Raw genomic sequence first — 25,188 nt, 5'->3', positions numbered from 1 at the left:
GTTCAAATCTTGGCGATCCGCCAGCTGCTGCGCTGACCCAGCCGCTGGCTGCGGGAAAACTGGAGACCCAAGCGGATAAAACCCATCGAGCCGTCATCCAATGGCTGAGCAGCCGGAAGACGGCGCAACTCCAGCAGATCGCACAGCTGGCGGCTATCGAGCTCGATGCCGCTGCGCATCAGGGTTTCCAGGATCTCAAGCCGTTCGCGCAGCAGGCGCAACTGGGCATAGCGGGCCGCTTCACCCCAGCTCTCACCCACCGGCACTGGCAGGTTGTCGTGGCCTGGTTCATCCAGCACCAGTTCAGCCGTGATCGTTTCCAGCGACGCACCACTACCAACGTGAGCCGCCAGTTGTTCAGCCTGATCAGCGCTGAGCAACGTGCGCATGCCGCGCCGGATCGGCTGAATCCCCAAACGCCGCAGCAAGAGCAACAGGTCGACCCGACTGATGCCCAGGTCGTTCTCCAGCTGGGAGAGCGGCACCAGATCCGGCTGAGCCAAGGCCTGAACCATGAAGTGCTGCCATTTTGCCCCGATCAGCCGAAAACTGCAGTCGTTCCGGCAGCCGCTGCGCGGCCATGTGTCTGATGCCGCACCGAACGACGCAACTTCACCCTGTAGGCCACATGAGAAGGGCCGAACTGGGCGATCAAGGCCTCACGCGCCTCATGCTGCAGCTCCTCAAGGTTGGTGGCCTGGATGCGAAGCCGATACCGGGGCTCCAGCGCCTGGAGATGCCCGGGTTGATCACTGAGAAGCTCGAACACCATCTCTTGCATGTCTATTTCCCTGTTCCCACCATGATTCTGGTGTGCCTTGAAGCGAGTGGGGGTGCTCCAGATGACGGATATCCGTGCCGGTGTTGCGCCAGAGCTGCCATGTAACAGTCGCCCCTAACCTCAGCCGATTCACCCCATTCCGCTTGGCTTCAAAGGGACACTGCCTGGAGAGACGGTGTGTAGTAATGACCCAGATCAGTGAATCCAGCCGGGATGAAGGGCTCAAGATCCTGGTGGCTGACGATGAGGCCAATATCCGCCGCATCCTCGAAACCCGTCTGGCCATGCAGGGCCATGAGGTGCTGGCGGCCAAAAACGGCGCTGAAGCCTTGGAGATCTTCCGCGGCTTTGAGCCCGATCTTGTGGTGCTCGACGTGATGATGCCGGAGCTTGATGGCTTCGCGGTGGTGGAACGGATTCGGGCTCAATCCGAAGTTCCCATCATCCTGCTGACCGCCCTGGGGGATGTGGCGGATCGGATCACCGGCCTGCAGCTCGGCGCTGACGACTACATGGTGAAGCCGTTCAGCCCCAAGGAGCTTGAAGCGCGCATCCGCTGTGTGATGCGCCGGGCCAACACCGGCAATGGTGCCGCAGGGGGAGCGGGCGGAAAGGCCGCCAATGTCGTGGTCGTGGGTGATCTGATCGTTGACTTCAACCGCCGCCAAGCATTCCGAAGCGATGAACGCATCCGTCTCACCGGCATGGAATTCAATCTGCTGGAGCTACTGATCAGCCGATCAGGTGAGCCAATCAGCCGCCTCGACATGCTGGAGAAGGTGTGGGGCTACAAACCTGAGCGCGCCTCTGATAGCCGAGTGGTGGATGTGCACATCTCCAGACTGCGGGCCAAGCTCGAGCACGATCCAGAAAACCCCGAGCTGATCCTCACAGCTCGGGGTATGGGCTATATGTTCCAGCGGATCGCCCAAACCGTCGACGTGGCCTGAGGGTTCAGAACCACTCAGCCACGGCGTCTTCGCGGCTATTCACGCGGGCTTCGGGAGTGGTGCGCTCGAATTCCAAGCGGATCGAGCGCTCCTGCTCGCCGTCGGCCGCAATGGCACGAATGGGATAGAGCTGTTGTCCGTCGCGGAAGGGCACATGCACCCGGAAGGTGCCATCGGTCGAGAGGGGGACCTGCTGATCACCGATGAACAGGCTGGCGCTGGGATCAGTTGCGCCGTACACGATCAGCTCAGCATCGGCCACCAGCCAGAAAGAGCGTTGCCGCACGAGGCCGCTGCCAGACTCGCTGCGGCCACTGACCCAGATGCCGGCGCCTGAATCATTGAGCAGCCCCTGCTGGCCACCTTCTGACTCATGCAGGATTTCGGAGCCCACGCGGCGGCTGCGGGTTCCGGCAGCCGTGGCGATCTGATAGATCTGCTCGTGGGTTACACCGCCACCCACGCTCGCCTCAGGAGTGGAGGTTTCAACCGGCTGATCAAGGCTGAAGGGCACGAAGGCATCCGCCACCCGCTGGCTGGGCTCCATGGACGGCACCTGGGCCACAGCCGAAAAGGCCAGGGAATACCAACCGCCACCACGGAGGCGGTAGCCCAGCTCGACGCGGTAGTCGCGCCCATCCACCGGCACGGGCAGAAACCATTCGCTGGCGTGCTGATCCACCACCAGCTCTTGCAAGGCGTGGGGGCGGGATTGATCGAGGCCAAGGCCGGTGACATCGGCCACGCGCAGGCACAAGCTGGTGGCACCAGCCTCGATGGCCTTGTGGCGATCGCTCTCGCTGATGGCCCAGAAGCAGTAGGCCCACTGCGGGTCACGGGGCAGAAACACCACGTGGGTGTTCATGGCCGTTGATGCCAGGTCTCGCGAAGGGGATGTAGACGGCGCCTGAGGAACATCAGCGACAGGCGCGGGCGTGGAAGCCGAGCCGGAACGCAGGGCGGAAGGGATGAACTTCTTCAGCCAGCCCAGCGAACGCTTGGTCTCGGTCATCTCGTGATCTCCTTTACATGCGGTCATGTTCGCCGCCATGCCGCGCTGCGGAGCGCTCGTGTCAGCACATCCCTACCGCCCGTAGCCTGAGCCCCTTAGGGGATCCGGCTGCGCAATGAAGCTCAAACGGTCTTGGCTGGCCGGCTTGATCAGCCTGGTGGTGGTAGTGATCTTCAGCATCTCCACCTTGGGCAGCGCCGAAGACCCCAACCCACAGCTGAAGCCGGCACCTGTGGTGCCGGCCACCCGCCAGATCGAGGTGGGCATGCATATCAAAAATATCTACAATCTTTCGCTCAAAGACAAAACTTTCTCAGCCGAGGGATGGTTTTGGCTGAAATGGCCCGAAACCATCCAACAATTGATTGCGGCTGATCAGATTCCACTGACAGAACTTGTGGAGCTGGTGAATCAGGTGGAGAGCTATGACGCACAACTCGAGCTCGATAGCAACGAACCTCTAGCCCTGCCGGGCGGGCGTTACTTACAGCTGTTCCGATTTTCAAGCAAATTCTACGACAATCGGCAGAACCTGCGCAATTTTCCATTCGAAAGCCTGGAGCTTCCGATCATGCTTGAGACACGTCCATCCCAATTTTCCATGGGCTCTGAGGGAGTGGTACTGGTGCCAAAGGTGAGCAATGCAGAACTCAAGGGTGATTCCGTAAATCTCAACGGCTACGCAGTAGAAGGAGCCACCAGTTCCAGTGCCATTCACTCCTACACCACAGGCTTTGGCGAAGAAGGCGTCGCCAATGCGGGTGATTACAGCATGGCCACCTTTGAGATCAACTACCGAACCAATGGCTGGGCTGCGTTTTATCGCTTCGTGTTGCCCTGGCTAGCGGTGATGGTGATCCTGCTCTTGGCACCCAATCTAGAGGGCAATCTCAACGACCTCCGCCTGGCGATCCCCTCAACGGCCCTACTCACCCTGGTGTTTCTGCAGGAAGGTGCACACTCTCAATTACCTGCCCTCGATTACCTCACCTTTCTCGACAAACTGTATCTATTCGGTTATCTGGTGGCAACAGCTGAATTCTGGCTGTTCGTGTGGGGTACGAATCTGATCAGCCGTGCACCAGAGGCCGAGCACACTCAAGTGATGGACCGCATCAACCGGGTTGATTTGGTTTATCAGATCACCACAATCACCGGAGCCCTTTGCCTGCTAATTCTCGGTCGAGCGGTCAGCTGAGCCTGGATTGTTATTCGTTCAAAAGTTGCTGATGAGCTTCGGCGAGGGCGCGCCGGGCCTGGTCGTTCACTGTTGGATAACCCAGATGGAGCGACTCCAGCGCATCAATCACCGCATCAGCCACCACTAGACGGGTGAACCATTTGTGATCGGCAGGCACCACATACCAGGGAGAGTGCTCTGAGGCGGTGTGGCGAATCATCTGCTCATAGGCCTCCATATAGGCATCCCAGTGGGCCCGCTCACGAATATCCGCTGCCGAAAACTTCCAGTTCTTCTCGGGATTCTCCAACCGCTCAAGGAAACGACGCTTCTGCTCCTGCTTCGACACATGCAAGAAAAACTTGCGCACCACAACGCCATTACGACTAAGGTAATCCTCGTAATGACGAATGTCACGAAAGCGATGCTGCCAGATGTCGTGGCCCACGAGAACCTCTGGGATGGTCTGCCGTGCCAGCAGCTCTGGGTGCACCCGCACCACGAGGGTTTCCTCGTAGTAGCTGCGGTTGAAAATGCCGATCCGGCCCCGCTCTGGTAAGCACTGATTAGCCCGCCAGAGATAATCGTGATCGAGATCGAGGGCTGAAGGTGCCTTGAACGAACTCACCTGACAGCCCTGGGGATTGACCCCACTCATCACATGTTTGATCGTGCCGTCCTTGCCGGCGGCATCCATCGCCTGAAACACCAGCAACAGAGCCCAGCGGTCCTGGGCATAAAGCTTGTCTTGCAGCTCGGCCATGCGCTCCACCCCATTGGCCAGAGCAGCCTCAGCGGCGTGTTTGTCACTGATCTGGGTGTGATCGGTGCTGCCGGGATCAATCTGATGGAGCTGAAAGCCATCGCCGCTGGTGATGCGGTAGGGATGGCTGAGGCGGTGCTGGTGATCAGCCACAGGCGTGGGTGAGCTGACCACAAGCTGGCCAGGGGCAGGCGCGATGTCAGCAACGACGCCACAATCGGTGGCGACCGGAGCCGATCAATGTTCACCCTCTCCCCGCAACGCCCGCTGAACCGAGCCCTTGCTGTCCTTGTGGTGCTCGGGGCAGGTCCAGCCGCCGCTGGCCAGAGCCTGTGGGCGCTGGAGAGCGGCGTCCAGGCCTGCATCGAAAGCAGCAGCGCCCAGTCCTGCCGTCAGGCGGAAGCGCGGGTGAACGCCCTGAAAAGCAACCCTGCCTACGCCAACAGCTCCCACCTGTGCAAAGAGGAGATCAGCGAGCTGGAGGCCGTGATCAAGCTGCTGCCAATGCGGGATGCGGTGCCTACCGAGGTGATGGCTTCGGTGGCCGATGTGCAGCAGGCCTGCCTGCCCTACGGCTTCTAGGGGCGGGTGCCAGCCGCCCAACCGGATTTCGTTTCACTAGAGCAAAACAATCACGCCTAGTTGTCATCAGCTTCGCGCTGGTGACGCTTGATGGCCCTACCGATGCTGCTCGCCGCCTCCGCCGTGCAGGTGGGGCTTGCCTCGCCACCGGCGGAGCTGCAGCCCATCCCCTTGCTCACGCTGGCGCGCACAACACGCCGTCTGCCGCGCACTGGTGATCCCATCTGGGACCTTCGACTGCAGATTCCTGGGGAACCCGACCGCCATTTCGATGCGGTGAGTGGCCGGGCCGACCGGCAGAGCGCCAATCGCGACCGGATGGGTAGCGAGGCGCCCCTTCCTGTAGGCAGCTATCGCATCGGCGCCATCGAGCCCCTCGGCCGCCAAGGCCCCAGGGAGCTGGGCCCGATCTGGATCGGCATCGAACCGGAATTCACCACCGGCCGGCGCGTACTGGGCATCCACCTCGACCCCAGCGCCGGCCGCAACTGGAACAGCGGCACCGCAGGCTGCATCGGCCTGATCCGCTCCAACGACATGCACGCCCTGGCAGATCTGGTGCGCCGCAGCGGCACCAACACCCTGGTTGTTGCCCAGTAAGCACCAGCGTGGCTAGGGATGGACTACCGCCGAGGTGACGGCGCGGCCACCAGCGCCCCACTGCTCCAAGCCGGCGGCAATGGGGCACCTCACTGAGATGCACCATTCCTCACACCCCCCGCCCCGGCGCAAGCTGGGGCTTTTCGCATGGCTGATCCACCAAGACGGAGAATGCGCTCACCACCGCCTTGGGCTTGATTCCGGATGGCTGCCAGCTCCGAAACCCTTCTGAACGCGCTGCAGTGGCGCTACGCCACCAAGGCTTTTGAAGCAGGTCGCCAGATCGATTCCGCCACCTGGGCCAGCCTCGAGCAATCCCTGGTGCTCACCGCTTCGAGCTACGGGCTGCAGCCCTGGAAATTTCTCGTGATCACCGATGCGGCGATCCGCAGCGAACTGCGGCCCCATTCCTGGAACCAAAGCCAGATCACCGACTGCTCCCACCTGGTGGTGCTGCTGAACAAGCGCACGATCACGGCCGCTGACGCCGATCGACTCATCGAGGCCACGGCCACCACCCGCGGTATTGAGGCCAACCTGCTCGATGGCTACCGCCAAATGATCCAGGTGGATCTAATTGATGGCCCCCGCAGCCAAAAGATCGGCCAGTGGGCTGGCAATCAGGTGTACATCGCCCTAGGCAACCTGCTCACCAGTGCGGCCCTGCTCGGTGTGGACACCTGTGCAATTGAGGGTTTCAGCCCAGCTGACTACGACCGCATCCTTGGCCTGGAGAACAGCGAGTATCAGAGCTGCGTGGTGTGCGCCTGCGGCTACCGCAGCGCAAGCGACAAATACGCAAGCCTCGCAAAAGTGCGCTACTCGGCAGCCGATCTAATCGAACATCGCTGATCAGCCGCCAACGCCCCGATACCCCGCTCCCATGGCCAACACCACCAACAAGAAAAAAGCTCCGGCTGCACAGCCAAGCCAATCCAGCCCCAAAGCTCTCACCATCAAGCTGCAGATTGCAGGGGCTGTGTTTGTGCCGATGTTGGCGCTAGGGCTCTGGCTCAACAGCAAGGGGTTCTTTGGCTGAGGCTCTCATCGGCCGCTGAGGCTGAGGCGGCGGTGTCAAACGGAATGGCACTGCCGCAACCTTCAAACAGACCGAAGTGGCGATCGAAATCACCGATGAAGCTGAAGTGCTCTGCAAAGCGCGTTTGCTGAAGCATCCGATAGGTGTTGCCACACACCGGGAACACCTTGCCGGCTTCGATGCTGTGGTGCTGATCCAAGACAAGCTTGGTGGGTGATTCGGCGATGGAGCCGCGGTAGATCACGGCCTGGCCATGGTCTTCGCAGGCATCCTCCAGCTCAGGGATGTTGAACAGGCGGTAGGTGGCCGAGAAGAAGCGCGCTTCACCCACCAGCGCGGCCAACTCAGATGCCGTGATCTCCAAGGGGCGATCACTCACCAGACGCGGATCGTGAAAGCCTGCGGAGCGCGCCATGCGCAGAAAGTCGTTCCAGTACAGGGCGCCACCAAGACATTCGCCGTAGAGCACCGGATGGCTCTGCACAGCTGCAGGTAAACGCCGATCCGCATACACATCAGAGAAATAAAACTCACCACCAGGTTTAAGCAGCCGCTTGGCACCGCGCAGCACCGCCGGTTTATCGGTGGAAAGGTTGAGCACACAGTTGCTCACGATCACATCGAAGCTTCCAGGCTCGAGATCAAGCTCCTCCAGCTGCTCGATCTGCCCCTCAAGGAAGCGCACATTGGCGTAGCCGAACTGCTCGGCATGGAAGGCCTGATGCTCACGGGCCACCGCCAACTGCTCCGGGGTCATGTCGACACCGACAACCTCTCCGCGTTCGCCCACGAGCTGGGCCAGCAGATACACATCGCGGCCGCTCCCGCTGCCCAGATCCAGGATGCGGCAGCCTTCCAGGAGAGGCGGACACACCAAACCGCAGCCGTAATAGCGGCTGCTCACGTCGGGGTGCACCTTGGCCAGGAAGGGCTTCAACCAAGCGGGAACGGCATCGGCGTCGCAGCAGGCGCTCGTTTTGAGATCAGCACTGCTCTGCAGCTCCTGGCCGTAGTAGGCCTGCACCAGCTCCTGCATCAATCCCCGGGCTCGCGATGGTTTCGTAAACCGTAGGGAACAGCACCTACTGCCGTTCAAGCGACGGGCCAAAGGAACGCCCACCGGCCGCAGGCTTGTAAGCAGCCGGCCGATTCGGATCCGTGATTAACCAGGCCGGCACGTGTTCCCCTGGCTCCACCCGCGGCAGGGGGGAGGGCCCTACCCAACCTTGTGGGCGCGGCGGCGGCACGGGGTACACCACCGCAATGCGGTCGCCAGGCGTGAGCAGGGAACCTGACGGTTGACGCCGCACCTCAAGCACCTGGGCCTGCACCTCGATGATGGCTCCGCTGGTGTGAACGCTGCGCACCAGCAGCTCCAGGGCGTAGGGGGCCTGGCGTTGCTCATGGCCGTAGACCGAAGGAGGCAGTTCGGCCCGGGCAGCTGAGGCGAGCACAGCCAGGGCGGCGAAGCCACTCCAGGCTCGCGAAGCGGCAAAGCCTCTCCTTAGATTAATCATCTGAAGAATGCTGTCCATCATGTTCGACGCCTTCACCAAGGTTGTTGCTCAGGCTGATGCCCGCGGCGAATTCCTGAACGCTGGTCAAATCGACGCTCTCTCCGCCATGGTGGCCGAGAGCAACAAGCGTATGGATTCGGTGAACCGCATCACCTCCAACGCCTCCAAGATTGTCACCAACGCTGCCCGCGAGCTGTTCGACCAGCAGCCTGCGCTGATCGCCCCCGGCGGTAACGCTTACACCCACCGTCGCATGGCTGCATGCCTGCGCGACATGGAGATCATCCTGCGCTACGTGACCTACGCCGTGTTCACCGGCGATGCGTCTGTGCTGGAAGATCGCTGCCTGAACGGCCTGCGTGAGACCTACCTGGCCCTGGGCGTTCCTGGCGCTTCCGTGGCAGAAGGCGTGCGCAAGATGAAGGACGCCGCCATCGCGATCGCTAACGATCGCAATGGCATCACCCCCGGCGACTGCTCCGCTCTGATGAGCGAGATCGGCACCTACTTCGATCGGGCTGCTGCTGCTGTTGCCTGATCCAGGTCAGCGCTGATCCCCCTAGGCCTGCCGGAGCCCCGCTTGATCGGGGTCTTCCGGCAGGCCTTTCCAGTGCAACGCCATCCGCCGGGCCCAAAGCAGCAGTGGGTACAAGCGACGAGCCTGCGGAGGCGCGGCGAACAGCTGCCGCAGCAAGGCCAGCAACGGATCGCTGGGGTGGAGGCGGCTGCAAAGCTCGGCAATGGCCTCGGCGCCATGCCAGGCCCGATCCCCCTCCAGAAGCACGGCACCACGGGCCAGATCCAGGCCTCGGCTGTTGAGCTGAGCACGCAACTCATGCTCGGCGCGGCCATCGCGGATCTGCAGGCCGGGAACACCTCCCACCAGCTCAGCGCGGAGGGCGAAGTGGCGGCAAAAGGGGCAGCCGCCGTCGTACACGAGCACCAGGGTCATTGCGCCATCCTGATGACGCTTGCCCCTCTGCCGTGACCCAGCTCCTGGCTCTGATCCTGGCCTTGATGCTGCCGCTCTGGGGACTGATCGCGGCGCCAGCTGGCTTAGCCCTGGCGGATCCGCCTCCAGAGCACTTCCTCTGCGATGCCGATCCCCTGGTGGCGTCTGTGCATCTCGGCGCCGTGGATGCAGCCGAAATCCCCAACAGCTCCAGCGGCACCGTGCCTGGGGCCTTCATCGTGCTGCAGTGGCGCGGCGTGAGCCTGCAGCTGCCGCGCACCAACAACGCCGGCACCCCCAGTTACAGCGATGGGCGCTGGTGGTGGCAGGCGCTGGATCCCGACCATCCGGAGTTCGCCCAGCGGCGTGGCGACTGGGAGACCTACAGCTGTGACCGGGCGCCTCAGACCTGAGCCGCCCGGCTGCCCTGCTGATGACCAATCACCAACAGCAGCAGGCTGATGGCACCGAGCAACGCCACCAGCAACCCAACCACGATCATCGTGCCCGCCAAGCCACTGGCGTAGGCCTGGCCGATCACCTCAAGGGCCTTCGAGGTTGTGTCTTGGTGATGCGTGAGGGCGCCGCTGCTCAACAGAGCCCGCACCTTGGCTTCGAGCTCCGGGATCTCAGCAGGGGAGGCTCCCAGCTTGAGCAAGCGATCGCGCAGGCTGGCAAAACCGAATCCATTCACCATGGCGCCACTGGCGGCAAAGCCCAGGGCAAAGCCCAACTGTCCGGTGGTGGTGCGGAAGGCGGTCACCGAACCGAAATAGCGGGGCGGTGCTTCCTGCACAAACAACGCCGACTGGGGCACAGAAATGAACGCCAACCCGATTCCCACCAACACCAACGGCACCACAAGCGAGGCATAGCTGGTGGTGGTGCGCAGACCGGCGAGCAGGAACAATCCGAGTACCAAGGTGATCGTTCCGCCCGCCATCAGCTGCGTGGTACGGCGGCCTGGGCTCATCAGGCGACCTGCCACGACGCCGCCAACGGCAAAGCAGATCAGCAGCGGCACCTGAGCGAGGGCGACCTGGCTGGTGCTGTAGCGCTGCACCACTTGCCAGAAATTGCTGGTCTGCAGTTGAACCACCGCCTGAGCAAAGTTCCAGGCGATGCCACTCACGATCGCCGCGGCAAAGCAGCCACGGCCATACAGGGAAACCGGAAAGATCGGTGCCTGGCGGCCGCGTTCGATCAACACATGCACGCCGAAGAGCACCACGCCGGCCAAGGTGGGAATCAGGAACTGGGGTGAGGTGAATCCGCTCACCGCATGGCTGATGCCGCTGAGGAACAGCACCATCGCCGCGGCGATGCTGATCAGCCCCGGCCAGTCCGCCCGCAACTCGCGGTTGGCGGGCATGGCGGGCAACAGCACCGGAACAAGCGGCAGGCAGAGCAGCGCAATCAGCGGAACCAAGCCGAGCGCCAGGCGCCAGCTGCTGTCGGCCAACACGCCCCCCACCAGGGAGCCGCCGATGAAGCCGGCAATGATCAGCAGATTCCACACACCCAGGGCCTGACCCAGCTCCTCGGGCTTGCTCACAAACCGCACCGACGCAAAGGTGAGCGCCAGCACCGCACCCACGCCGATCCCCACCAGGGCACGGCCGACAAGAAACAGGCCTGCACTCGGAGCCGCCAAGGCGATGCCATCGCCAGCGATCGACAGCACCAGGCTGGCCATCAACACCTGCCGGCGACCCAAACGATCGCCAAGAAAACCCATGAGCAGCACCGTGGCGGCCTGAGCCAGGGTGGAGATGCTGGCGGCAAGAGCCAAGGTGGCTCCATGCATGTTCAGAGCCTCGCCCGCCTTCACCAAGGCGGTGTTGGCCACGGTGGGATCGATCAATTGCAAGCTGGCCAGCACCCCGAGAAAGGGCACCGCCAACGCTTGCGGTGATGACTTGTTCATGCAGGGATGAGGCGGGGAGACGAAACGGTGGCTGGCCAACGGGGCGCAGCCGCATTGGCGCGGCTGATCACCACGAGCTGGCCGCGCCGTTGCAAAGGGCTGGGCCAGGGGCGACTGGGAGCCGCAGCCAACGAGAGCCGAGGGCCTGTGACATCCAGGCTCACCGGACCATGGGGGGCATCCGCCAGCCACAGATCCCCCTTGGCGCGCAGCACCTCTGGACCGAGTTGCTCGGCCCAGGCCAGCACCTGACTGCGCTCGAGCGCTTCGAGTTGCAGCCAGACATCGCTCCGCACCAGTTGCCGTTCGCTGTGGGAGGGGGGAGCAGGCTGCTGTTGGAGGCCCTCCAGCTGCTGAAGCAGCCACTGCTGACGCCGCTTGGCCTCCACCGGTTCCAGCAGATCGGCCTTGCTGAACTGCAACACGTCGACCCCCTCGAACTGTTGTTGCACCACCTCACCAACCCAGGGGTCGTGCCAAAGGCTTTCAATCCGCTCCAAATCCACCACCTGCAACACCCGCGCGATGGTCAAACCCAACAGCTGCAGCTGACTGGCCACCCGCCGGGGCACCGCCATGCCGCTGGTTTCAATCAGCACATGAACGGGGGGCTGCTCGCGCTTGGCCAGCTCCAGGAGCGCCACTCCCAAGCCATCGCGCAGGGTGCAGCAGACGCATCCACCGCCGAGCTCCAGCACACGACCATCGCCCTGGCGGAGGCGTTCGGCATCCACGTTGATCTGGCCGAGATCATTCACCAGCAAGGCCCAGCCCTCACAGGCGCCCTGCTGCAGCCAACCATTGATCAGAGTGGTTTTGCCTGAACCCAGGTAGCCCCCCACCACCGTGACGGGGACACCGCGCAGGCCTGCCACAGCTGAGGCGTTGCTCATGCCTGACCTCCCTCCAGGGAGCCGTACACACAAACGCCGTCTTTGAGTGTGGCCACCACGGCGATGCCATTGAGCTGCTCGGGGGCCAGAGCAGTGGGATCTGCATCGAGGATCACCAGGTCGGCCCGCTTGCCAGGAGCCAGGCTGCCTTTGCTGGTTTCCTCACGGATTTGCCAGGCGGCTTCGATGGTGAGAGCCCGCAGGGCCGCTTCAGCGCTCACGCACTCCGAGGCGCCCAGCACCACACCGGTGCGGGTGCGGCGGGTCATCGCCGTTTCCACCATGCGCATCGGCTCAATCGGCGTGACGGAAAAATCGTTGTGGTTCGAGCAATGCAGCCCCAGAGCCATGGCACTGGCCATCGGGCTCATGCGCCCAGCCCGCTCAGGCCCCAGGTTGGCCAGGTGCACATCGCCATAGAAAAAGGCATGCACCGTGAAAAAGCTGGGGTGCAGGCCCAGCTCCGAATACTGCTCAAGCTGGCCGGGCGCCATGAACTGGGAGTGGATGATCACCGTGCGGTGGTCCTGCTCGGGCCGAAGCCCGGCCCGGCGGCAGGCCTCGATCATCAAGCCGATCGCAGCATCACCGTTGCAATGGGAAAACAGCTGAATGCCCTGAGCACTAAGACGCGCCACCGCCTCCATCAATTGCTCAGGCGCACACAACGGCTGACCGCGCCAGTTGGCCTCGCCATTCGGGCCCGGTGTGAGCAGCGGCTCGCCCCAGAAGGCCGTCTTGCCCTGGGGTGAGCCATCCACCAGCAGCTTGATGCCCTGAAGCTTGAGGCGATCGCGGTAGCTGCCGAAGGCCTCGCGCGCGGGCTGGGGGAGCTCCAGTGGTTGGCCGTGAAAGTCGGGGAAGCGCTCGCGCAGCATCGATGGCACATCGAGCACCAGCGGCAGCAACACCAGGTCGACACAGAGGCGACCTTCGCGCGCCGCCCGCTGAAACAGGCCCAGATCGGCGGCCACCGTGGCGCCGTCCTGCACGGTGGTGATGCCCTTCGCGGTGTAGAGCCGCTGTGCCGCCTCAAACTGCTCCAGCCGCTGCTCCTCGGAGGGCTGTGGCATGTGCAGGAACAACGGGATGAAGGCCGTCTCCATCACCAGACCTGCGGGCTCAGTGCTGCCGGGGCGGCGCACGATCACACCACCAGCCGGATCGGGGGTGCTGGCGTCGTAACCCGCCAGTGCCAGAGCGCAGCTGTTGAGCACAGCGCCGTGGTTGGAGTTATGGATCACCATCACCGGGTTCTCCGGAAACAGCGCATCCAGATCGGCCTTATCGAGCGGGCGGCCGTCGCTGAAGCCATCCGGGTCGTAGCCATAGGCGATCACCCACGCGCCATTGGCAACGGGGTGGCGCACCACGTGCTCGCGCAGCACCTGCAGCAGGTCGGCGATGCTGGTCACGGGCCCCGCCGGGGGCCGCTGAATGTTGGCCCAGCCCACCACCTGCAGGGCATTGGCGAAGTGACCGTGAGCGTCAATGAAGCTAGGCAGCAAGGAGCGGCCCGCCAGATCCAGCTGCTGGGTGTTGGGCCCAGCGTGAGCCATCACATCCGCCTTAGCTCCCACCGCCAAGATCTCACCGCCGGCGATGGCGATCGCCTCGGCTCGGGGCTGGGACTCCTCCATCGTGAGGATGGAGCCCCCATGAATGATGAGATCAGCAATGGCGACAGTCATCAGAACAAAGCAAGCTGCGGGTGGCTCTTGAGAAGGAGGTTTTGATCAGCAACACCGTCTGACCACAGCCGTGGCCAAATGGCGATGGGGCTCGGGGTCGCTCACCCCAGCCGCGCGCTCAAAGGCAGCAATGTCAAGGCGTTCACCGCCCAGCCAGGTCGCTTGCACACTGATCCCGTCTTCGAGATGCATCGGCTCTACATCGTGGGGGTCAACATCAAGCTGAACAAAATCAGCGAGCTTGCCAACTTCAATCGAGCCAATCTCGTGCTCACGGCCCAGGATGAAGGCTGCATCAATCGTTTGTGCGCGCAGAGCTTGATCCAGACTGACCCGCTGTTCAGGGCCATGCAGGGCGCCGGACTGTGTGGTGCGTGTGACAACCGTTTTGAGGTTGCCAAGAGGTGAGGGTGGGCTCACCGAACCATCGTTGTGATACGAGGGCCTGAGGCCAGCCTCCGTGGCATCTTTAACGCGGCACCACTGGGATCCTTGCTCCGGTTCAAACATCTCGCCATCCAATAAATCTCCCCAGTACTGGAATTGGAATGGGCCCATTGAGGCATACACCCCAAGACCAGCCGCCCGTCGAAGCTGATCCGGCCTGGCTGCACCGAGATGCTCCAAGCGCCAGCGGTGATCTGTGCCGAGCAGATTGTGACGTTGGAGAGCCGCCTCAAACGCATCCAGCACCACATCCAAGGCCGCATCACCATTCACATGAATGGCCATCTGCCAGTTCTGCGTGCAAATAGAGCTTTGATCCTGGAAATCAAACTGAAGGCGATCGCCAGCTAGTTGATCCAGAATCTGATCCAATTGTTCACGGGAATAATTCATCTCCTGCGGCACCCCCGGCTTGATACCAGCGGCTCGCACAGCCGGCGTATCGAGGTAAGGGAATGTGAGCGCGATGTTGCCCACCCAGGGGGAGCCGTCGGCCCAAAGCTTGATCCCTTGCTTGCACAGCATCTCGGGCGCAACATCCGACTCCAAGGGCCCAGCACAATCGGCAGCCGTCGACACGTGATAGAGGGAGACGCGCAAGGGACAGTGAGGCAGTTGCGCCAGGGCCTCAAACGACTGTTTTTGCGAACTGTTGTAGGTCATCTCCGAGGCCGTGGTGATGCCGTTTCCTGCCATTAAGGCGTACCACTGAGCCGCCGAGGCGAGAGGATGCGGAACCAGATCTGGCATCAAGGCCTCCATCAGCAACATCAACGGAGGTGCTTCAAAAGCCTGACCATTCGACGTGCCATCAGGATGCCGGCCAAAGGAGCCACCCACAGGGTCAGGGGGCGGGCCCTGGGTCCACCCCATGCGCTCAATCACCGCCGAATTGAAATACGCTCCATGCCCCGAGTTATCCACCACCAGCGCTTCACGATCCGGGAAATAGCGATCGAGAACGTCACGGGTTGGCGGTGGAGCGCCATGCAGCAATTTGTCAAAACCATTAAAGAGCAAGGCCTGACCAGCCGGAGCCTCAGCTTGCAGTTTCTCGAATAAATCAGTAACTGACGTCCAGGTGGGATAGCCCACATAAGGCGCAATCCAGTAAGCCGGAGGCTGCGTTGCCACCCCAGAGAGAACAGGGTGAGAGTGGGATTCCACAAAGCCCGGCAACAGCACATCAGAACCCAGATCAATCACCTCCGCATCTGGCAATTGCCTCTGGCAGCTTGCTAGATCGCCCACCGCCGCAATGCGACCCTCCGGGTTCACCCCCACCGCCGTTGCGATGGGGCAGGCAGGATCCATGGTGAGCATGCGCGAAGCCACCAGAATCCGGGGACGACCGATCGACAACGCCCGACTCCCAAGCAATCACTCACCGACATCTAGATCAACCAGTCACGCCTGTCAGCAAAGCCATCGATTCAGAACAGAACAGGCCCCGCAAAAACAGAAATAGGCTTTCAATCCACGGCTTGAGTGAGCACTAGCCGGATTGCCCGATTCTCTTCAGAGTCGAGCGCAACCAGACCCGCTAAGCCGTGTAAGACCCCTCACCTTCACTTCAGGGCCATGACTGCTCCAAGCGTTGCCCAGTACACCCTCAGCCGTCTGTCGCAGCTTGGCCTCGATCGGATCTTCGGAGTACCGGGCGACTACGCCTTCTCGATCGACGATGCCGCGGAACTGGTGCCCGGCCTCTCCTGGGTGGCCTGTGCCAACGAACTGAATGCCGCCTACGCCGCCGATGGCTACGCCCGTATCCGCGGTGCTGCCATCCTCTCCACCACCTACGGCGTTGGTGAGCTGTCGGCAATCAATGGCGTGATGGGCAGCAAAGCCCATCGCCTGCCGGTGTTCCATCTGGTGGGCATGCCCAGCGAACGCATCCAGAAGCAGGGGCTGATCACCCACCACAACCTGGGCGATGCGGTCTACGACCGCTTCCAGGCCCTCTCCGTCGAAGCCGCTTGCGTGAGCGCCGTGCTCACGCCCGACAACTGCGTGGACGAGCTGGAGCGAGTGATTCGTGAAGCCCTGCGCCAGAGCAAGCCCGCCTACCTGGTGATCTCGGAGGTGAACGGCGGCCAACCCGTGCTCGGCACACCGGTCACCGGACAACCGCTCACGGTCATCAAGCGGCAACACAGCGTGCCCGAAGAACTGGAAGCCGCGGTGGGCACGATCCTGGCCCGTTTGGATGCAGCGCAACGCCCCGTGGCGGTGCTCACCCATCTCGTGAGCCGTTATGGCGTGCGCGAGCAGGCGCTGGAACTGATCCGCAAAGCCAACCTGCCCACCGCCCTCACCCCGAACGACAAAGGCACCATCGACGAAGCGATACCGCAATATGCGGGGCTCTATGCGGGCGACTGGTCATCGTCGAACGAGGTGCGCGATCTGGTCGGCCATGCCGACTTCGTGCTCGACATCGGCGGGATCGTCACCACCGAACTCAACACCGGCCTGTGGACAGGTAATTATGACCCCGCCAAGGTGGTGTCGATTCAGGACAACTTCGTACGCGCCGGTGGCAAGGTGTTCGTGAATGTGGCGATCGATGATGTGCTCAATGCCCTGTGCGAACGCGTCACCACCCGCTGCAACGATCACGGCCTGAAGATGGAGGCGATGCCGCTGGTGGGTGGACCCGGCGATGCCACCAGCTCAGCCAGCTTCTACCCACGTCTGCAGCGGCGGCTGCGCTCCGGCGACACGCTGGTGATCGAAACCGGCACCTGCATGACCCACCTCAACAAAGTGCTGCTGCCGGCAGGTGTGAGCGCCGAAGGCCAGGGTCTCTGGGGCTCCATCGGCTGGGCCACGCCGGCCTGCCTCGGTGTGGTGATGGCCAAAGCCGAAGGGCACACCTGGATGGTGACCGGTGATGGATCCCACCAGCTCACCCTGAACGAACTGGCCGTGATGGGCCGCTACGGCGTGAAACCGCGGATCTTCGTGCTCAACAACGGCCTCTACGGCATCGAGGATGTGATCAGCGAGCGCGGCCACGGCTACGACGACCTGGCTCCGGTGAACTACCACCTGCTGCCGGAAGCCTTCGGCTGCAAGAACTGGCTGAGCGCCCGCGTGAGCACGGTGGCCGAGCTGGATGCCGTGCTCGATCAGATCGACACCCACGATGGCGCCGCCTACATCGAGGTGATGATCCCCAACGAGGAGAGCCAACCACTGCCCGAGAGCACGATCGACAGCGGCTACAAACTGAACACGCCTCCTGTCGGCTGAACCGCGATGACGCTCCCCCCCTGGCGGCCGTTGCTGCGCGGCGCTCGCCAGCGGGAGGGGCGATCCCCGCAGGCCCGCTGGCTGCAGCTGGCCACCCTTGGAGCCGATGGCGCCCCGCGGGTTCGCACCCTGGTGTTTCGCGGCTGGGCTGGGCCCGCTGAACTCGACCTCCTCACCGATCGCCGCAGCAGCAAAAGCACTGAGCTCTCGGCCGAACCACGGGTGGAACTGTGCTGGCTGCTGCCCAAAGCCCGCTCGCAATTTCGCCTGCGGGGCCAGCGCCTGGCGATGACAGCGCAGGCGATCGAGGAAGCCAGCCAGCAGCACTGGCAACAGCTTCATCCAGGAGCCCGATCCCTCTGGGGCTGGCCCGAACCCGGCGCATCCTTCGAGGCAGATGCCACCTTTCCAGCCGAGTTGGCCGATGGCAGCCCGATGCCGGCCTGCTTTGAGCTGGTGCGCATCGCGATCGAGCAGGTGGAGCTGCTGGAACTCACCGGGCATCCCCACCAGCGCCGCCGCTGGCGGGCTGATCAGGCCTGGGCGGAAGAGCGGCTCAATCCCTGATCGGATGTCTCAGGGGTGATCCCCCTCTGCCTTGGCCAGGGCTGCCGCCGGATCCCCGCTCAGATCGGCCTTGAGAAACGCCGGCGTTTCTGGCAGCACCAGCTGCAGATGGCTTTCGCGATGCAGCTCAAGCTGCAGCTCACGGCTCTGCAGTTCGAGCACGTGGCCGGCGTGGCGGTGATCGTCGCTGAGCAGATGTAGGTGATAGCCCGGCACGTTGATCGTGCGGGCGTAGGTGGGGGTCCAGAAGCCGACTAATGTGCCTGTCACATGCTCCAGATCAAACATCGCCTGGGCGTTGGTGGCACTCACCAGGTCAACGCCGGCTTCCGCTTTGCAGGCCACCCGATAGCGGATCCGCTCGAACACCCCGCGCAGGCGAATCGCCACAAACAAGTTGGCGTTGTCGCGGAGTTGATCGAGCCGGCTGGTGAGATCAGCCCAACTGGTGAGATCCGTGAGGCGATCGGTGTGATCAGCCTGAAACTGCGTCACCGCCCAGAACGGCGCCAGCGCATCGTTGGGCGCTTGCTGCACCGTGCCATCGGAGCGGGCCTGCCAGCAGATCCCATCCAGCAGGATCCCCTCACCATCGAGCCCATCGAAGGTGCCAAGGCCGAAGTTGCCGTGTTTGAGCAGATCACCAACGGTGACGCAGCCTTGATAGATCCCCTGCACCAGGGCGCCGGAGGTGGACACCTGATAGATGGTGTGATGCTCGAGATCCAGGCATTCAGCCAGGGCCTCACGCATCACATGGCTCGCACTTTCACCGGTGCGCCGACAGCGCTCCTGGAGAGCTCCATACAACCCATCACCGAGGCGCACATGGAGCTCGTGGTGGGAATCCGGGCAGCATGTCATCGGAATCGCTCCCTCAGTGAATGAAGTCTTGATGCACGTTTTGCATCAGTTTGAGGTTCTGGGAGTAATCGATCGGAATATCAATCAGCACAGGCACGGTTTGCTGCAGCGCTTCCCGCAGCACTGGCCCCAGCTGATCGGCTGCCGTGATGCGATAGCCCTTGCAGCCAAAAGCTTCGGCGAAGGCTTCCACGTTGTACGTGCCGAGCTGCACACCAGCTGTACGGCCGTAATGGGCCTGCTCCTGGAAGGCCACCATGTTGTAGCTGCCGCTGTTCCAGATGAGGTGCACGAAACGGCTACCGATCCGCGTGGCCGTTTGCAGTTCCGTGGCGGTGAACAGGAACCCGCCATCGCCCGATACGGAGATCACCGGCTGGCCGGGGCGGCAGAGATTGGTGGCCATCGCCCAGGGCAAGGCCACACCCAGGGTCTGCTGACCATTGCTTACCAGCACCTGCCGGGCATGGCCGGCAGGGAAGTAGCGATTCATCCAGATGTAGTGGGAGCCCACATCCAGCGCCAGGGTGGTGTCGGGGGTGACCACCTGACGCAATTCATGAATCACCCGCAGCGGATGCAGGGGCGTGCCTCCAAGCTGGGCACCCTCAGCCGCCGTGGCATGAAGCTCGGCGGCAGCAGTATCTCCACTGCGGCGGAAGGCCTCCTCCACCGTCACCTTGATCAACGGCGCCAAGGCGGTGAGGTTGGCATCGATGCCGCCGATCAACTCGGCGCTCGGCAGGAAAGCCTGATCCTGATCCGGTGCCAACACATCAATCGCCACTAGGGAGCGGTTGTTGCCGCTGTTCCAGAGGCTCGGATCAAACTCAATCGCATCAAAACCCACCGTGATCACGCAATCGGCGGCATCGAGCAGGTGATCGGCTGGCTGATTGCGGAACAGACCAACCCGGCCGGCGAACTGATCTGGGGCCACCCAAGCCCCGGGCCCCTGAAACGTGGCGCAATAGGGAAGACCTGTGCTGCGAATAAAGCCCTGCAGCGACTCAGCCAAGGGCCCCTGCGACGCCTGCATCCCAAGCAGCAGCAGCGGGCGGGAGCTGGCATTGATCAGCTCAGCGGCGCGGCTGATTTCAGCCGCTGCTGCCTGCCCTTGAACGATGGGCCGCGCCCACCCAGGCGACAGCTCACCAGGGAACTCAGCCAGCCCCACATCCTTGGGCAAGCCCAGAAAGGCCGCACCGGGCCGCCCGCTCTCAGCAGCGCGCACGGCATTGCCAAACACCTCCGGCAGGCTGTGAATGGAGAGTGCCGACTGGGCGTATTTCGACACCGGCCGCATCACATCCACCCCATCGAGGGCCTGATGGGTGTGTTTAAAGCGGTCGTCGATCGGCACCTCGCCGCCGATGGCCAGCACAGGATCCCCTTCAGACGTTGCCGTGGCCAGGCCGGTCACGAGGTTGGTCACCCCCGGGCCGGAGGTCACCAGGCACACACCCACCGTGCCGGTCATACGTCCCACGGCCTGGGCCATGAAGGCCGCGTTCTGCTCGTGGCGACACAGCACCAGCTCAATCGAGGAATCGAGCAGGGCCTCGAACACGCTGTCGACTTTGGCCCCGGGGATTCCGAACACATGGGTCACACCATGCTGCTCGAGCAGCTTCACCAAAACCTGAGCGCCGTTCATGTCATTGCATTGCTCTTCACGCAGGCTCTGCAGGTTGATGGGTGGTGTCAACGCGATCGAGATGCGCTGTCACAGCGGGAAAGCTCAGCCCAGCTGCTCCCGCAGAGCCGCCAACCGCTTCGCATTCACCCCAAGATCCGAATCCCCCAGCCGCGAGAGCGAGCGGGCCTGCAGCACGCCTGTTGTGGAATCGGCGTAGAGCTCCAGATCATCAACAAAGCCGAAGAAGGCACTGGTGGCCGTGGCATGCAGGTAGCCATCGGCCTGCTCCACGATCTCGGTGCGTGGCGTGGCTGCAATCACCGGGGTCAGGGCAGCCAGCGCCGTCTGGGGATCAGCCACCGCCCACTCGGCGCGGGCGCAATGGGCTGTGCTTTCGCAGGGCGATAGGGCCCCGTTGTGCACCCCCAGATCGGCGGGCACGGGCCCCATCAGATGGAACAACGCCAGGGTGAGGGTGAGCAGCAGGGCGGTCATGGCTGAGTGGTGGTGGCAGGAACAGGTGTGGGGGTGATCGACTCCTCCATCCCCAGATCGATCTCCCCGATCCAAAGCACAAGGCCGGCGATGCAGACGGCGGCGGCCAACAACAGCAGCCAGTGGCGGCGATCCATACGGTTGGAGAAGCCTGGGTAGTTTGTGCCACCCGCCACCCCTGCTGGCATGCAAGCGCCCGCCCCCCTGCTGCAACGTCTGCGGCAGACCCCAGGCCTGGAGAGCGGGCGCCGCCTGGTGCTGCTGCTCACCCAGCTGGGCGACTTCGACTCCATGGAATACGCCCAGGCGCTTGTGCCTGCACTGCCGCAACTTGAGGCTGCCGGGATCAGCACCCTGGCCATCGCCATCGGCGACGACCCCGGCGCCGATCGCTTCTGCCACTACACAGGCTTCCCGCGGGCCAACCTCCAGGTGGATCCAGAACCACTGCTGCATCGAGAACTGGGCCTGTACGAGGGCCTGCAGAGCCCCGGCGGAGCCTGGCCCGGGCTGTTGCTGATGTGCGCCGGAATCGGTTCCCCCGGAACGCTGGCGGAGGTGTTTCGCGGCTACATCGGCGACCGCAACGCCCCTCAGCGGATCAATAGCCCCTTGTTTCGCTGGGCGGGAGGCGAAGGCTTCCAGCGGCCGTTCGAGCTGGCCACGGTGCGCTTGCGCAACATGAACGAGGTGCTCAGCAACTGGCGCACCTATGTGCCCCGCGACGACTTCATCACCCAGCGGGGCGGCACGTTCCTACTCGATGCCAATGACAGCCTTCTCTACAGCCACCGCGACCAAGGCATCCTGGGCTTTTCCGCCACGATGAGCCGGCCACTGAGCTTTCTCGATCCCTGGATCAGCGGCTAAAAGATTTGGTCAAAACGTTGCGGTTCGGCATCGTTCACACAAACGAGTACGCAGGCAAAACAGCGCAATTAGACACCAAAAACGTAAGCCTATTTTCATGGCCATGAGAGGGGTAGCTTGTGCCCAGCTCAGCTCAACCTGTGAATGAATTCCAGCAAGCCCTGCTGATTTTTACCGTGGGCGCCGTGGTAACCGCCTCCACCGCCGGGATGATCCTGCGGGGGCATCTGAGCTGGCGCGGGCGCGATCCCTGGGGGGAGGACTAAACCATGCATCTCCTCGCAACCACACCCCTGCTCTCGCCCGGCATCGCCTGGGCCCTCGTGGTGATCTTTGCGGTGCTATGGATCGCCCTCGGTGTGTCGTGGGGGCGGAGCGGCAAGGGCGATGCCGACGACTACATGCTGGCAGGCCGCAACATCGGCCTGGCCCTGAGCACTGCCACCTTGATGGCCTCCTGGGTCACAGGCAACACCACGCTGCTGGCACCGGAATTCGGTTACCGCAACGGCCTATGGGGCATGTTCAGCTATTCCCTGGCCGGTCTTGGCCTGATCCTGTTTGCACCACTGGCGATCCGGATCAAACAGTTGATGCCCCGCGGCCGCACCAGTGGTGACTTCATCCGCTTGCGCTACGGCCGCACCGCCTGGTGGGTGTTCATGGTGATCACCGCGATCTACACCCTGGGCTTCTTGATGACCCAGGCCATGGGAGCCGGCATTCTCTTGGAGGCGCTATCCGGCTTCGATTACCGCTTGGGAATGGTGGTGGTGATCGGAGTCTCCACGATCTACACGTTGTATGGCGGTATGCGCGCCGTGGTGGGCACCGACTTCATCCAGTCGCTGCTGATCATGGGCCTCCTCGTAGTGGTGGCGGTGCTCGCCTTTCAGCGTTTCCCCCTGGAGCTGGTGCACACCAACCTCAGCGCCGAACACCCGGACCGCCTCAACCTGTTGCTTCCCGCCGGCTTGCTGATCGCCTGGAACTCAGCCTTGTTTTCGATGGGCGAGGTGTTTCACAACAACATCTGGTGGTCTCGGGTGTTCTCCAGCCGCAGTTCGGTGGTGTTCAGTTCCTTCATCCTTGGCGGCTTGGCCTGGATGACCGTGCCGATTGTGACTGGCTCGATCGGGCTGGTGGCCTTGGCCGAGAACCTGGATCTCCCCCAGGTGAACATGGTGTTTCCCGTGATGGCTTCCCAGCTCCTGGGAGCTGGCGGAGCGGCGCTGGTGTTTGTCGTGGTGTTCGCCTCACTCACCTCCACGCTTGATTCGCTGCTGGCCTCAACGGCGGATTTAGTGGCGGAAGACGTGGTGTTCAAACTGCTCAACCCGCAACTCAGCGATGCACAGCTGCGCCAGGCCACCAAGCTGGTGGTTGTGGGGCTGGGCGTGCTCACACTGGCGCTGTCATGGCCAAGGCTCGACTCCCTCGCCTCTGTGCTGTTTTTCACCGGCGCCCTGGTGGCCTCCACGATCTGGCCAGTGGCCTACGGCCTCTACTGGCCCAGCGCCAATCGCCAGGCCGCCATCGCGGCCATGGTGACCGGCAGCGCGGTGGGGCTCAGCGCCTACGTGCTGATCGCGCCCTACTGCGCCGCCTTGTTCTCAGCAGCCGTCTCCGCGGTGGTGATGGCTGTGGGCACGCAGCTCAAGCCCGAACAATTCCAATGGCGCATCCTGCGAGAGGGCTAATCCAATGACCCAGGTTCCCGTTTCGGCACTGCTGGCCACCACCACCTGGCAAGCCAGCCTTGGCCTGCTGCGGCTGGTGGTGTACGGCAGCCTCGCCGGCTTAGCCCTGGCTGTGGTGATCCTGCTCGCGATCTGGTGGCGCGAATGGCGCTCAGGCAAGGCCTGGTAAACCAAGAGATGTAAATCGATTCACCACTTTTATGCAGCAACCGCTACTAAATCCAGTGATAATTTGAAGATTCACTGGTCATTCAGTGAATGCGGCAGAGCGGTCGTGCAGGGTGTGAACAGCGCTCTTCCACGTCAATCAGGGCTCATGCGGCCCTGTTGTCGTCCCCCCAGTTCATGACCATTCTCTCGCCCGAGAAGCGTTCCGACAGCGCCGCAGCCTTGCGGTTTCGCCCCCTTGGCCCCGATATTTACGGCGCCACGCAACCGCAGGCACTACTCAGCAGCATTCAAGAAGACGGAGAGGCCCTGCAAGACCTCTGCGACCAGCACGTGGTGTCGATCCGGCAGTTCCGGCCGGAAACCCTGTTGCAGCTCTTCCGGTTGGCGGCGAAATTTGAAAGCAACCCCAACCGCTACATCACTCACAACACACCTCTGAAAGGCAAGATCCTGATCAACGCCTTCTACGAACCCAGCACACGCACACGCCTCTCCTTTGACAGCGCCTGGCACCGACTTGGGGGCGATTCGATCAACATCACCGATCGCAGCAGCACCGGCATCGCCAAAGGTGAATCGCTGATGGACATCGCACATATGTTCAACAACTATGGCGACTGTGTTGTGCTACGCGACAACCATGCCGAGGCCGTCTACCAGATGACCGAAGGGCTGCACATCCCGATCATCAATGCCGGCAATGGCATTGATCAGCACCCAACACAGGCCATGGCTGACCTGTTCACCATTCTCAAATGGAGACCAGCACTTGCTTCTCCAGAGGTTGAAGCCTCCCACAAGGTGCGCATCGGCATCGTTGGCCTACCGAATCGGATGCGCACGGTGCGCTCTCTTCTCCACATCCTGGCGAAATTCCCCTACATCACCAGCGAAGTGGTGATCATTCATGATCATCAGGCTCACAAATCCACCGATCTATTCGATCCGGGACAGCTCGAAGAGCTGCAAGAGGCCGGGCTCAACCTGCGGCTCAGCACGAACTTGCATGCCGAGATCCCAAACCTAGATGTGATTTACATCAATGCCATTGCCTGGGTTGGCGATGGCTATGAAGTGCATGGGAGCTCATTCCGCCTCACCCGTGACCTGCCCTACAAACAAGATGCCATCGTGCTCCACCCCCTGGCACGCGGCCCTGAATTAAGCACGTGCATGGATGACACATCACATAATTGGTACTTTAGCCAGGCACGTGGCGCTGTGTTTCTAAGAATGGCGTTGCTCACCTGCCTGGTGAACCGCACCGACCGCGTGATGGATGTGATCTGA

General features: G+C 62.6%; 30 protein-coding genes. 15 read left to right on the top strand and 15 right to left on the bottom strand.

Annotated features, from left to right (window positions below):
* Nucleotides 1–2 precede the first annotated feature (2 nt).
* Both KJJ24_RS01340 and KJJ24_RS01335 read right to left on the bottom strand, forming a co-directional pair.
* A complete protein-coding gene (locus tag KJJ24_RS01340) occupies nt 3–515 on the bottom strand; it encodes a hypothetical protein (protein ID WP_214340304.1) in 513 nt (170 codons plus the stop codon).
* Nucleotides 516–538: 23 nt separating this feature from the next.
* Nucleotides 539–772 (bottom strand): hypothetical protein, encoded by a 234-nt coding sequence (locus tag KJJ24_RS01335; RefSeq protein ID WP_250544844.1) that lies wholly within the window; start codon nt 770–772, stop codon nt 539–541.
* Nucleotides 773–966: 194 nt separating this feature from the next.
* Between KJJ24_RS01335 and rpaB the strand changes: the two genes are divergently transcribed.
* On the top strand, nt 967–1,731 hold the full coding sequence (gene rpaB / locus KJJ24_RS01330) for a response regulator transcription factor RpaB (protein ID WP_214340300.1): 765 nt from the start codon (nt 967–969) through the stop codon (nt 1,729–1,731).
* Nucleotides 1,732–1,735: 4 nt separating this feature from the next.
* Here the strand turns inward: rpaB and KJJ24_RS01325 are convergent, their stop codons facing one another.
* Nucleotides 1,736–2,743: a DUF4912 domain-containing protein gene (locus KJJ24_RS01325; protein WP_214340298.1), complete on the bottom strand. Its 1,008-nt coding sequence runs from the start codon at nt 2,741–2,743 to the stop codon at nt 1,736–1,738.
* Nucleotides 2,744–2,858: 115 nt separating this feature from the next.
* Here KJJ24_RS01325 and KJJ24_RS01320 point away from each other — a divergent pair, with 115 nt between their 5' ends.
* Complete coding sequence (locus tag KJJ24_RS01320; protein ID WP_214340296.1) at nt 2,859–3,941, top strand: hypothetical protein; 1,083 nt, start codon at nt 2,859–2,861, stop codon at nt 3,939–3,941.
* A 10-nt stretch (nt 3,942–3,951) separates the two neighbouring features.
* Here KJJ24_RS01320 and KJJ24_RS01315 read toward each other — a convergent pair whose 3' ends face one another.
* Nucleotides 3,952–4,839, bottom strand: a complete 888-nt coding sequence (locus tag KJJ24_RS01315) for a polyphosphate kinase 2 family protein (RefSeq protein WP_214340294.1) — start codon at nt 4,837–4,839, stop codon at nt 3,952–3,954.
* Between the two features lie 87 nt (nt 4,840–4,926).
* Here KJJ24_RS01315 and KJJ24_RS01310 point away from each other — a divergent pair, with 87 nt between their 5' ends.
* From KJJ24_RS01310 to KJJ24_RS01295, 4 genes are all read left to right on the top strand, one after another.
* Complete coding sequence (locus tag KJJ24_RS01310; RefSeq protein WP_214340292.1) at nt 4,927–5,268, top strand: hypothetical protein; 342 nt, start codon at nt 4,927–4,929, stop codon at nt 5,266–5,268.
* A gap of 90 nt (nt 5,269–5,358) precedes the next feature.
* Nucleotides 5,359–5,868 (top strand): L,D-transpeptidase, encoded by a 510-nt coding sequence (locus tag KJJ24_RS01305; protein WP_214340288.1) that lies wholly within the window; start codon nt 5,359–5,361, stop codon nt 5,866–5,868.
* Between the two features lie 204 nt (nt 5,869–6,072).
* Nucleotides 6,073–6,720 (top strand): NAD(P)H-dependent oxidoreductase, encoded by a 648-nt coding sequence (locus tag KJJ24_RS01300; RefSeq protein WP_214340287.1) that lies wholly within the window; start codon nt 6,073–6,075, stop codon nt 6,718–6,720.
* A 31-nt stretch (nt 6,721–6,751) separates the two neighbouring features.
* Entirely contained in the window at nt 6,752–6,907 is a 156-nt protein-coding gene (locus tag KJJ24_RS01295) for a hypothetical protein (protein WP_214340286.1), read from the top strand.
* Here the strand turns inward: KJJ24_RS01295 and KJJ24_RS01290 are convergent.
* Nucleotides 6,882–7,943: a methyltransferase domain-containing protein gene (locus tag KJJ24_RS01290; RefSeq protein ID WP_214340285.1), complete on the bottom strand. Its 1,062-nt coding sequence runs from the start codon at nt 7,941–7,943 to the stop codon at nt 6,882–6,884. The genes KJJ24_RS01295 and KJJ24_RS01290 overlap by 26 nt on opposite strands.
* A gap of 46 nt (nt 7,944–7,989) precedes the next feature.
* The gene (locus KJJ24_RS01285) at nt 7,990–8,442 is read right to left on the bottom strand and encodes a hypothetical protein (RefSeq protein ID WP_214340283.1); all 453 of its coding nucleotides are present in this window, start codon (nt 8,440–8,442) and stop codon (nt 7,990–7,992) included.
* On the opposite strand from KJJ24_RS01285, the gene KJJ24_RS01280 reads away from it, so the two are divergent.
* Nucleotides 8,441–8,962 carry a phycocyanin subunit beta gene (locus KJJ24_RS01280; protein ID WP_305803604.1) on the top strand — a complete coding sequence of 174 codons (522 nt, stop codon included), beginning with the start codon at nt 8,441–8,443 and terminating at the stop codon, nt 8,960–8,962. The genes KJJ24_RS01285 and KJJ24_RS01280 overlap by 2 nt on opposite strands.
* A gap of 21 nt (nt 8,963–8,983) precedes the next feature.
* On the opposite strand, the gene KJJ24_RS01275 is transcribed toward KJJ24_RS01280, so the two are convergent.
* Complete coding sequence (locus tag KJJ24_RS01275) at nt 8,984–9,376, bottom strand: DCC1-like thiol-disulfide oxidoreductase family protein (RefSeq protein ID WP_214340281.1); 393 nt, start codon at nt 9,374–9,376, stop codon at nt 8,984–8,986.
* A 32-nt stretch (nt 9,377–9,408) separates the two neighbouring features.
* On the opposite strand from KJJ24_RS01275, the gene KJJ24_RS01270 reads away from it, so the two are divergent.
* Entirely contained in the window at nt 9,409–9,789 is a 381-nt protein-coding gene (locus KJJ24_RS01270) for a hypothetical protein (RefSeq protein WP_250544843.1), read from the top strand.
* Here the strand turns inward: KJJ24_RS01270 and KJJ24_RS01265 are convergent.
* From KJJ24_RS01265 to KJJ24_RS01250, 4 genes are read right to left on the bottom strand one after another with little or no spacing between them, the layout of a single operon-like run.
* Nucleotides 9,780–11,303, bottom strand: a complete 1,524-nt coding sequence (locus tag KJJ24_RS01265) for an MFS transporter (RefSeq protein ID WP_214340273.1) — start codon at nt 11,301–11,303, stop codon at nt 9,780–9,782. The two genes, KJJ24_RS01270 and KJJ24_RS01265, sit on opposite strands and share 10 nt — an antisense overlap.
* Nucleotides 11,300–12,196, bottom strand: coding sequence for a GTP-binding protein (locus tag KJJ24_RS01260; protein WP_214340271.1), 897 nt, complete (start codon nt 12,194–12,196; stop codon nt 11,300–11,302). Before KJJ24_RS01260 ends, KJJ24_RS01265 begins: the two co-directional genes overlap by 4 nt.
* Nucleotides 12,193–13,887: an amidohydrolase gene (locus KJJ24_RS01255; protein WP_214340265.1), complete on the bottom strand. Its 1,695-nt coding sequence runs from the start codon at nt 13,885–13,887 to the stop codon at nt 12,193–12,195. Before KJJ24_RS01255 ends, KJJ24_RS01260 begins: the two co-directional genes overlap by 4 nt.
* 45 nt (nt 13,888–13,932) lie before the next feature.
* Nucleotides 13,933–15,648 carry an amidohydrolase gene (locus tag KJJ24_RS01250; protein ID WP_250544842.1) on the bottom strand — a complete coding sequence of 572 codons (1,716 nt, stop codon included), beginning with the start codon at nt 15,646–15,648 and terminating at the stop codon, nt 13,933–13,935.
* A gap of 267 nt (nt 15,649–15,915) precedes the next feature.
* Here KJJ24_RS01250 and KJJ24_RS01245 point away from each other — a divergent pair, with 267 nt between their 5' ends.
* Nucleotides 15,916–17,592: an alpha-keto acid decarboxylase family protein gene (locus KJJ24_RS01245; RefSeq protein ID WP_214340263.1), complete on the top strand. Its 1,677-nt coding sequence runs from the start codon at nt 15,916–15,918 to the stop codon at nt 17,590–17,592.
* Between the two features lie 6 nt (nt 17,593–17,598).
* On the top strand, nt 17,599–18,159 hold the full coding sequence (locus tag KJJ24_RS01240; protein ID WP_214340262.1) for a pyridoxamine 5'-phosphate oxidase family protein: 561 nt from the start codon (nt 17,599–17,601) through the stop codon (nt 18,157–18,159).
* A gap of 9 nt (nt 18,160–18,168) precedes the next feature.
* Here KJJ24_RS01240 and budA read toward each other — a convergent pair whose 3' ends face one another.
* From budA to KJJ24_RS01220, 4 genes are read right to left on the bottom strand one after another with little or no spacing between them, the layout of a single operon-like run.
* Nucleotides 18,169–19,023, bottom strand: coding sequence for an acetolactate decarboxylase (gene budA / locus KJJ24_RS01235; RefSeq protein ID WP_250544841.1), 855 nt, complete (start codon nt 19,021–19,023; stop codon nt 18,169–18,171).
* 13 nt (nt 19,024–19,036) lie between these two features.
* On the bottom strand, nt 19,037–20,731 hold the full coding sequence (gene alsS / locus KJJ24_RS01230; RefSeq protein WP_250544840.1) for an acetolactate synthase AlsS: 1,695 nt from the start codon (nt 20,729–20,731) through the stop codon (nt 19,037–19,039).
* A gap of 33 nt (nt 20,732–20,764) precedes the next feature.
* Nucleotides 20,765–21,157 carry a DUF1499 domain-containing protein gene (locus KJJ24_RS01225; protein ID WP_214340254.1) on the bottom strand — a complete coding sequence of 131 codons (393 nt, stop codon included), beginning with the start codon at nt 21,155–21,157 and terminating at the stop codon, nt 20,765–20,767.
* Nucleotides 21,154–21,345: a hypothetical protein gene (locus KJJ24_RS01220; protein ID WP_214343800.1), complete on the bottom strand. Its 192-nt coding sequence runs from the start codon at nt 21,343–21,345 to the stop codon at nt 21,154–21,156. The genes KJJ24_RS01225 and KJJ24_RS01220 overlap by 4 nt, the downstream gene beginning before the upstream one ends.
* On the opposite strand from KJJ24_RS01220, the gene KJJ24_RS01215 reads away from it, so the two are divergent.
* From KJJ24_RS01215 to KJJ24_RS01200, 5 genes are all read left to right on the top strand, one after another.
* Nucleotides 21,344–22,027 (top strand): peroxiredoxin-like family protein, encoded by a 684-nt coding sequence (locus tag KJJ24_RS01215; protein ID WP_214340252.1) that lies wholly within the window; start codon nt 21,344–21,346, stop codon nt 22,025–22,027. The two genes, KJJ24_RS01220 and KJJ24_RS01215, sit on opposite strands and share 2 nt — an antisense overlap.
* Nucleotides 22,028–22,167: 140 nt before the next feature.
* Complete coding sequence (locus KJJ24_RS15025) at nt 22,168–22,293, top strand: hypothetical protein (protein WP_256437243.1); 126 nt, start codon at nt 22,168–22,170, stop codon at nt 22,291–22,293.
* 3 nt (nt 22,294–22,296) lie between these two features.
* The gene (locus tag KJJ24_RS01210; RefSeq protein ID WP_214340250.1) at nt 22,297–23,727 is read left to right on the top strand and encodes an urea transporter; all 1,431 of its coding nucleotides are present in this window, start codon (nt 22,297–22,299) and stop codon (nt 23,725–23,727) included.
* A 4-nt stretch (nt 23,728–23,731) separates the two neighbouring features.
* Nucleotides 23,732–23,896, top strand: a complete 165-nt coding sequence (locus KJJ24_RS01205) for a hypothetical protein (RefSeq protein ID WP_214343798.1) — start codon at nt 23,732–23,734, stop codon at nt 23,894–23,896.
* A gap of 176 nt (nt 23,897–24,072) precedes the next feature.
* Nucleotides 24,073–25,188 carry an aspartate carbamoyltransferase gene (locus tag KJJ24_RS01200; protein WP_214340248.1) on the top strand — a complete coding sequence of 372 codons (1,116 nt, stop codon included), beginning with the start codon at nt 24,073–24,075 and terminating at the stop codon, nt 25,186–25,188.

This window comes from Synechococcus sp. LA31 (assembly GCF_018502385.1).
Lineage (GTDB): Bacteria > Cyanobacteriota > Cyanobacteriia > PCC-6307 > Cyanobiaceae > Vulcanococcus.
The sequence above is the reverse complement of the archived record's forward strand: the minus strand, read 5'-3'. Positions and strand labels throughout refer to the sequence as shown.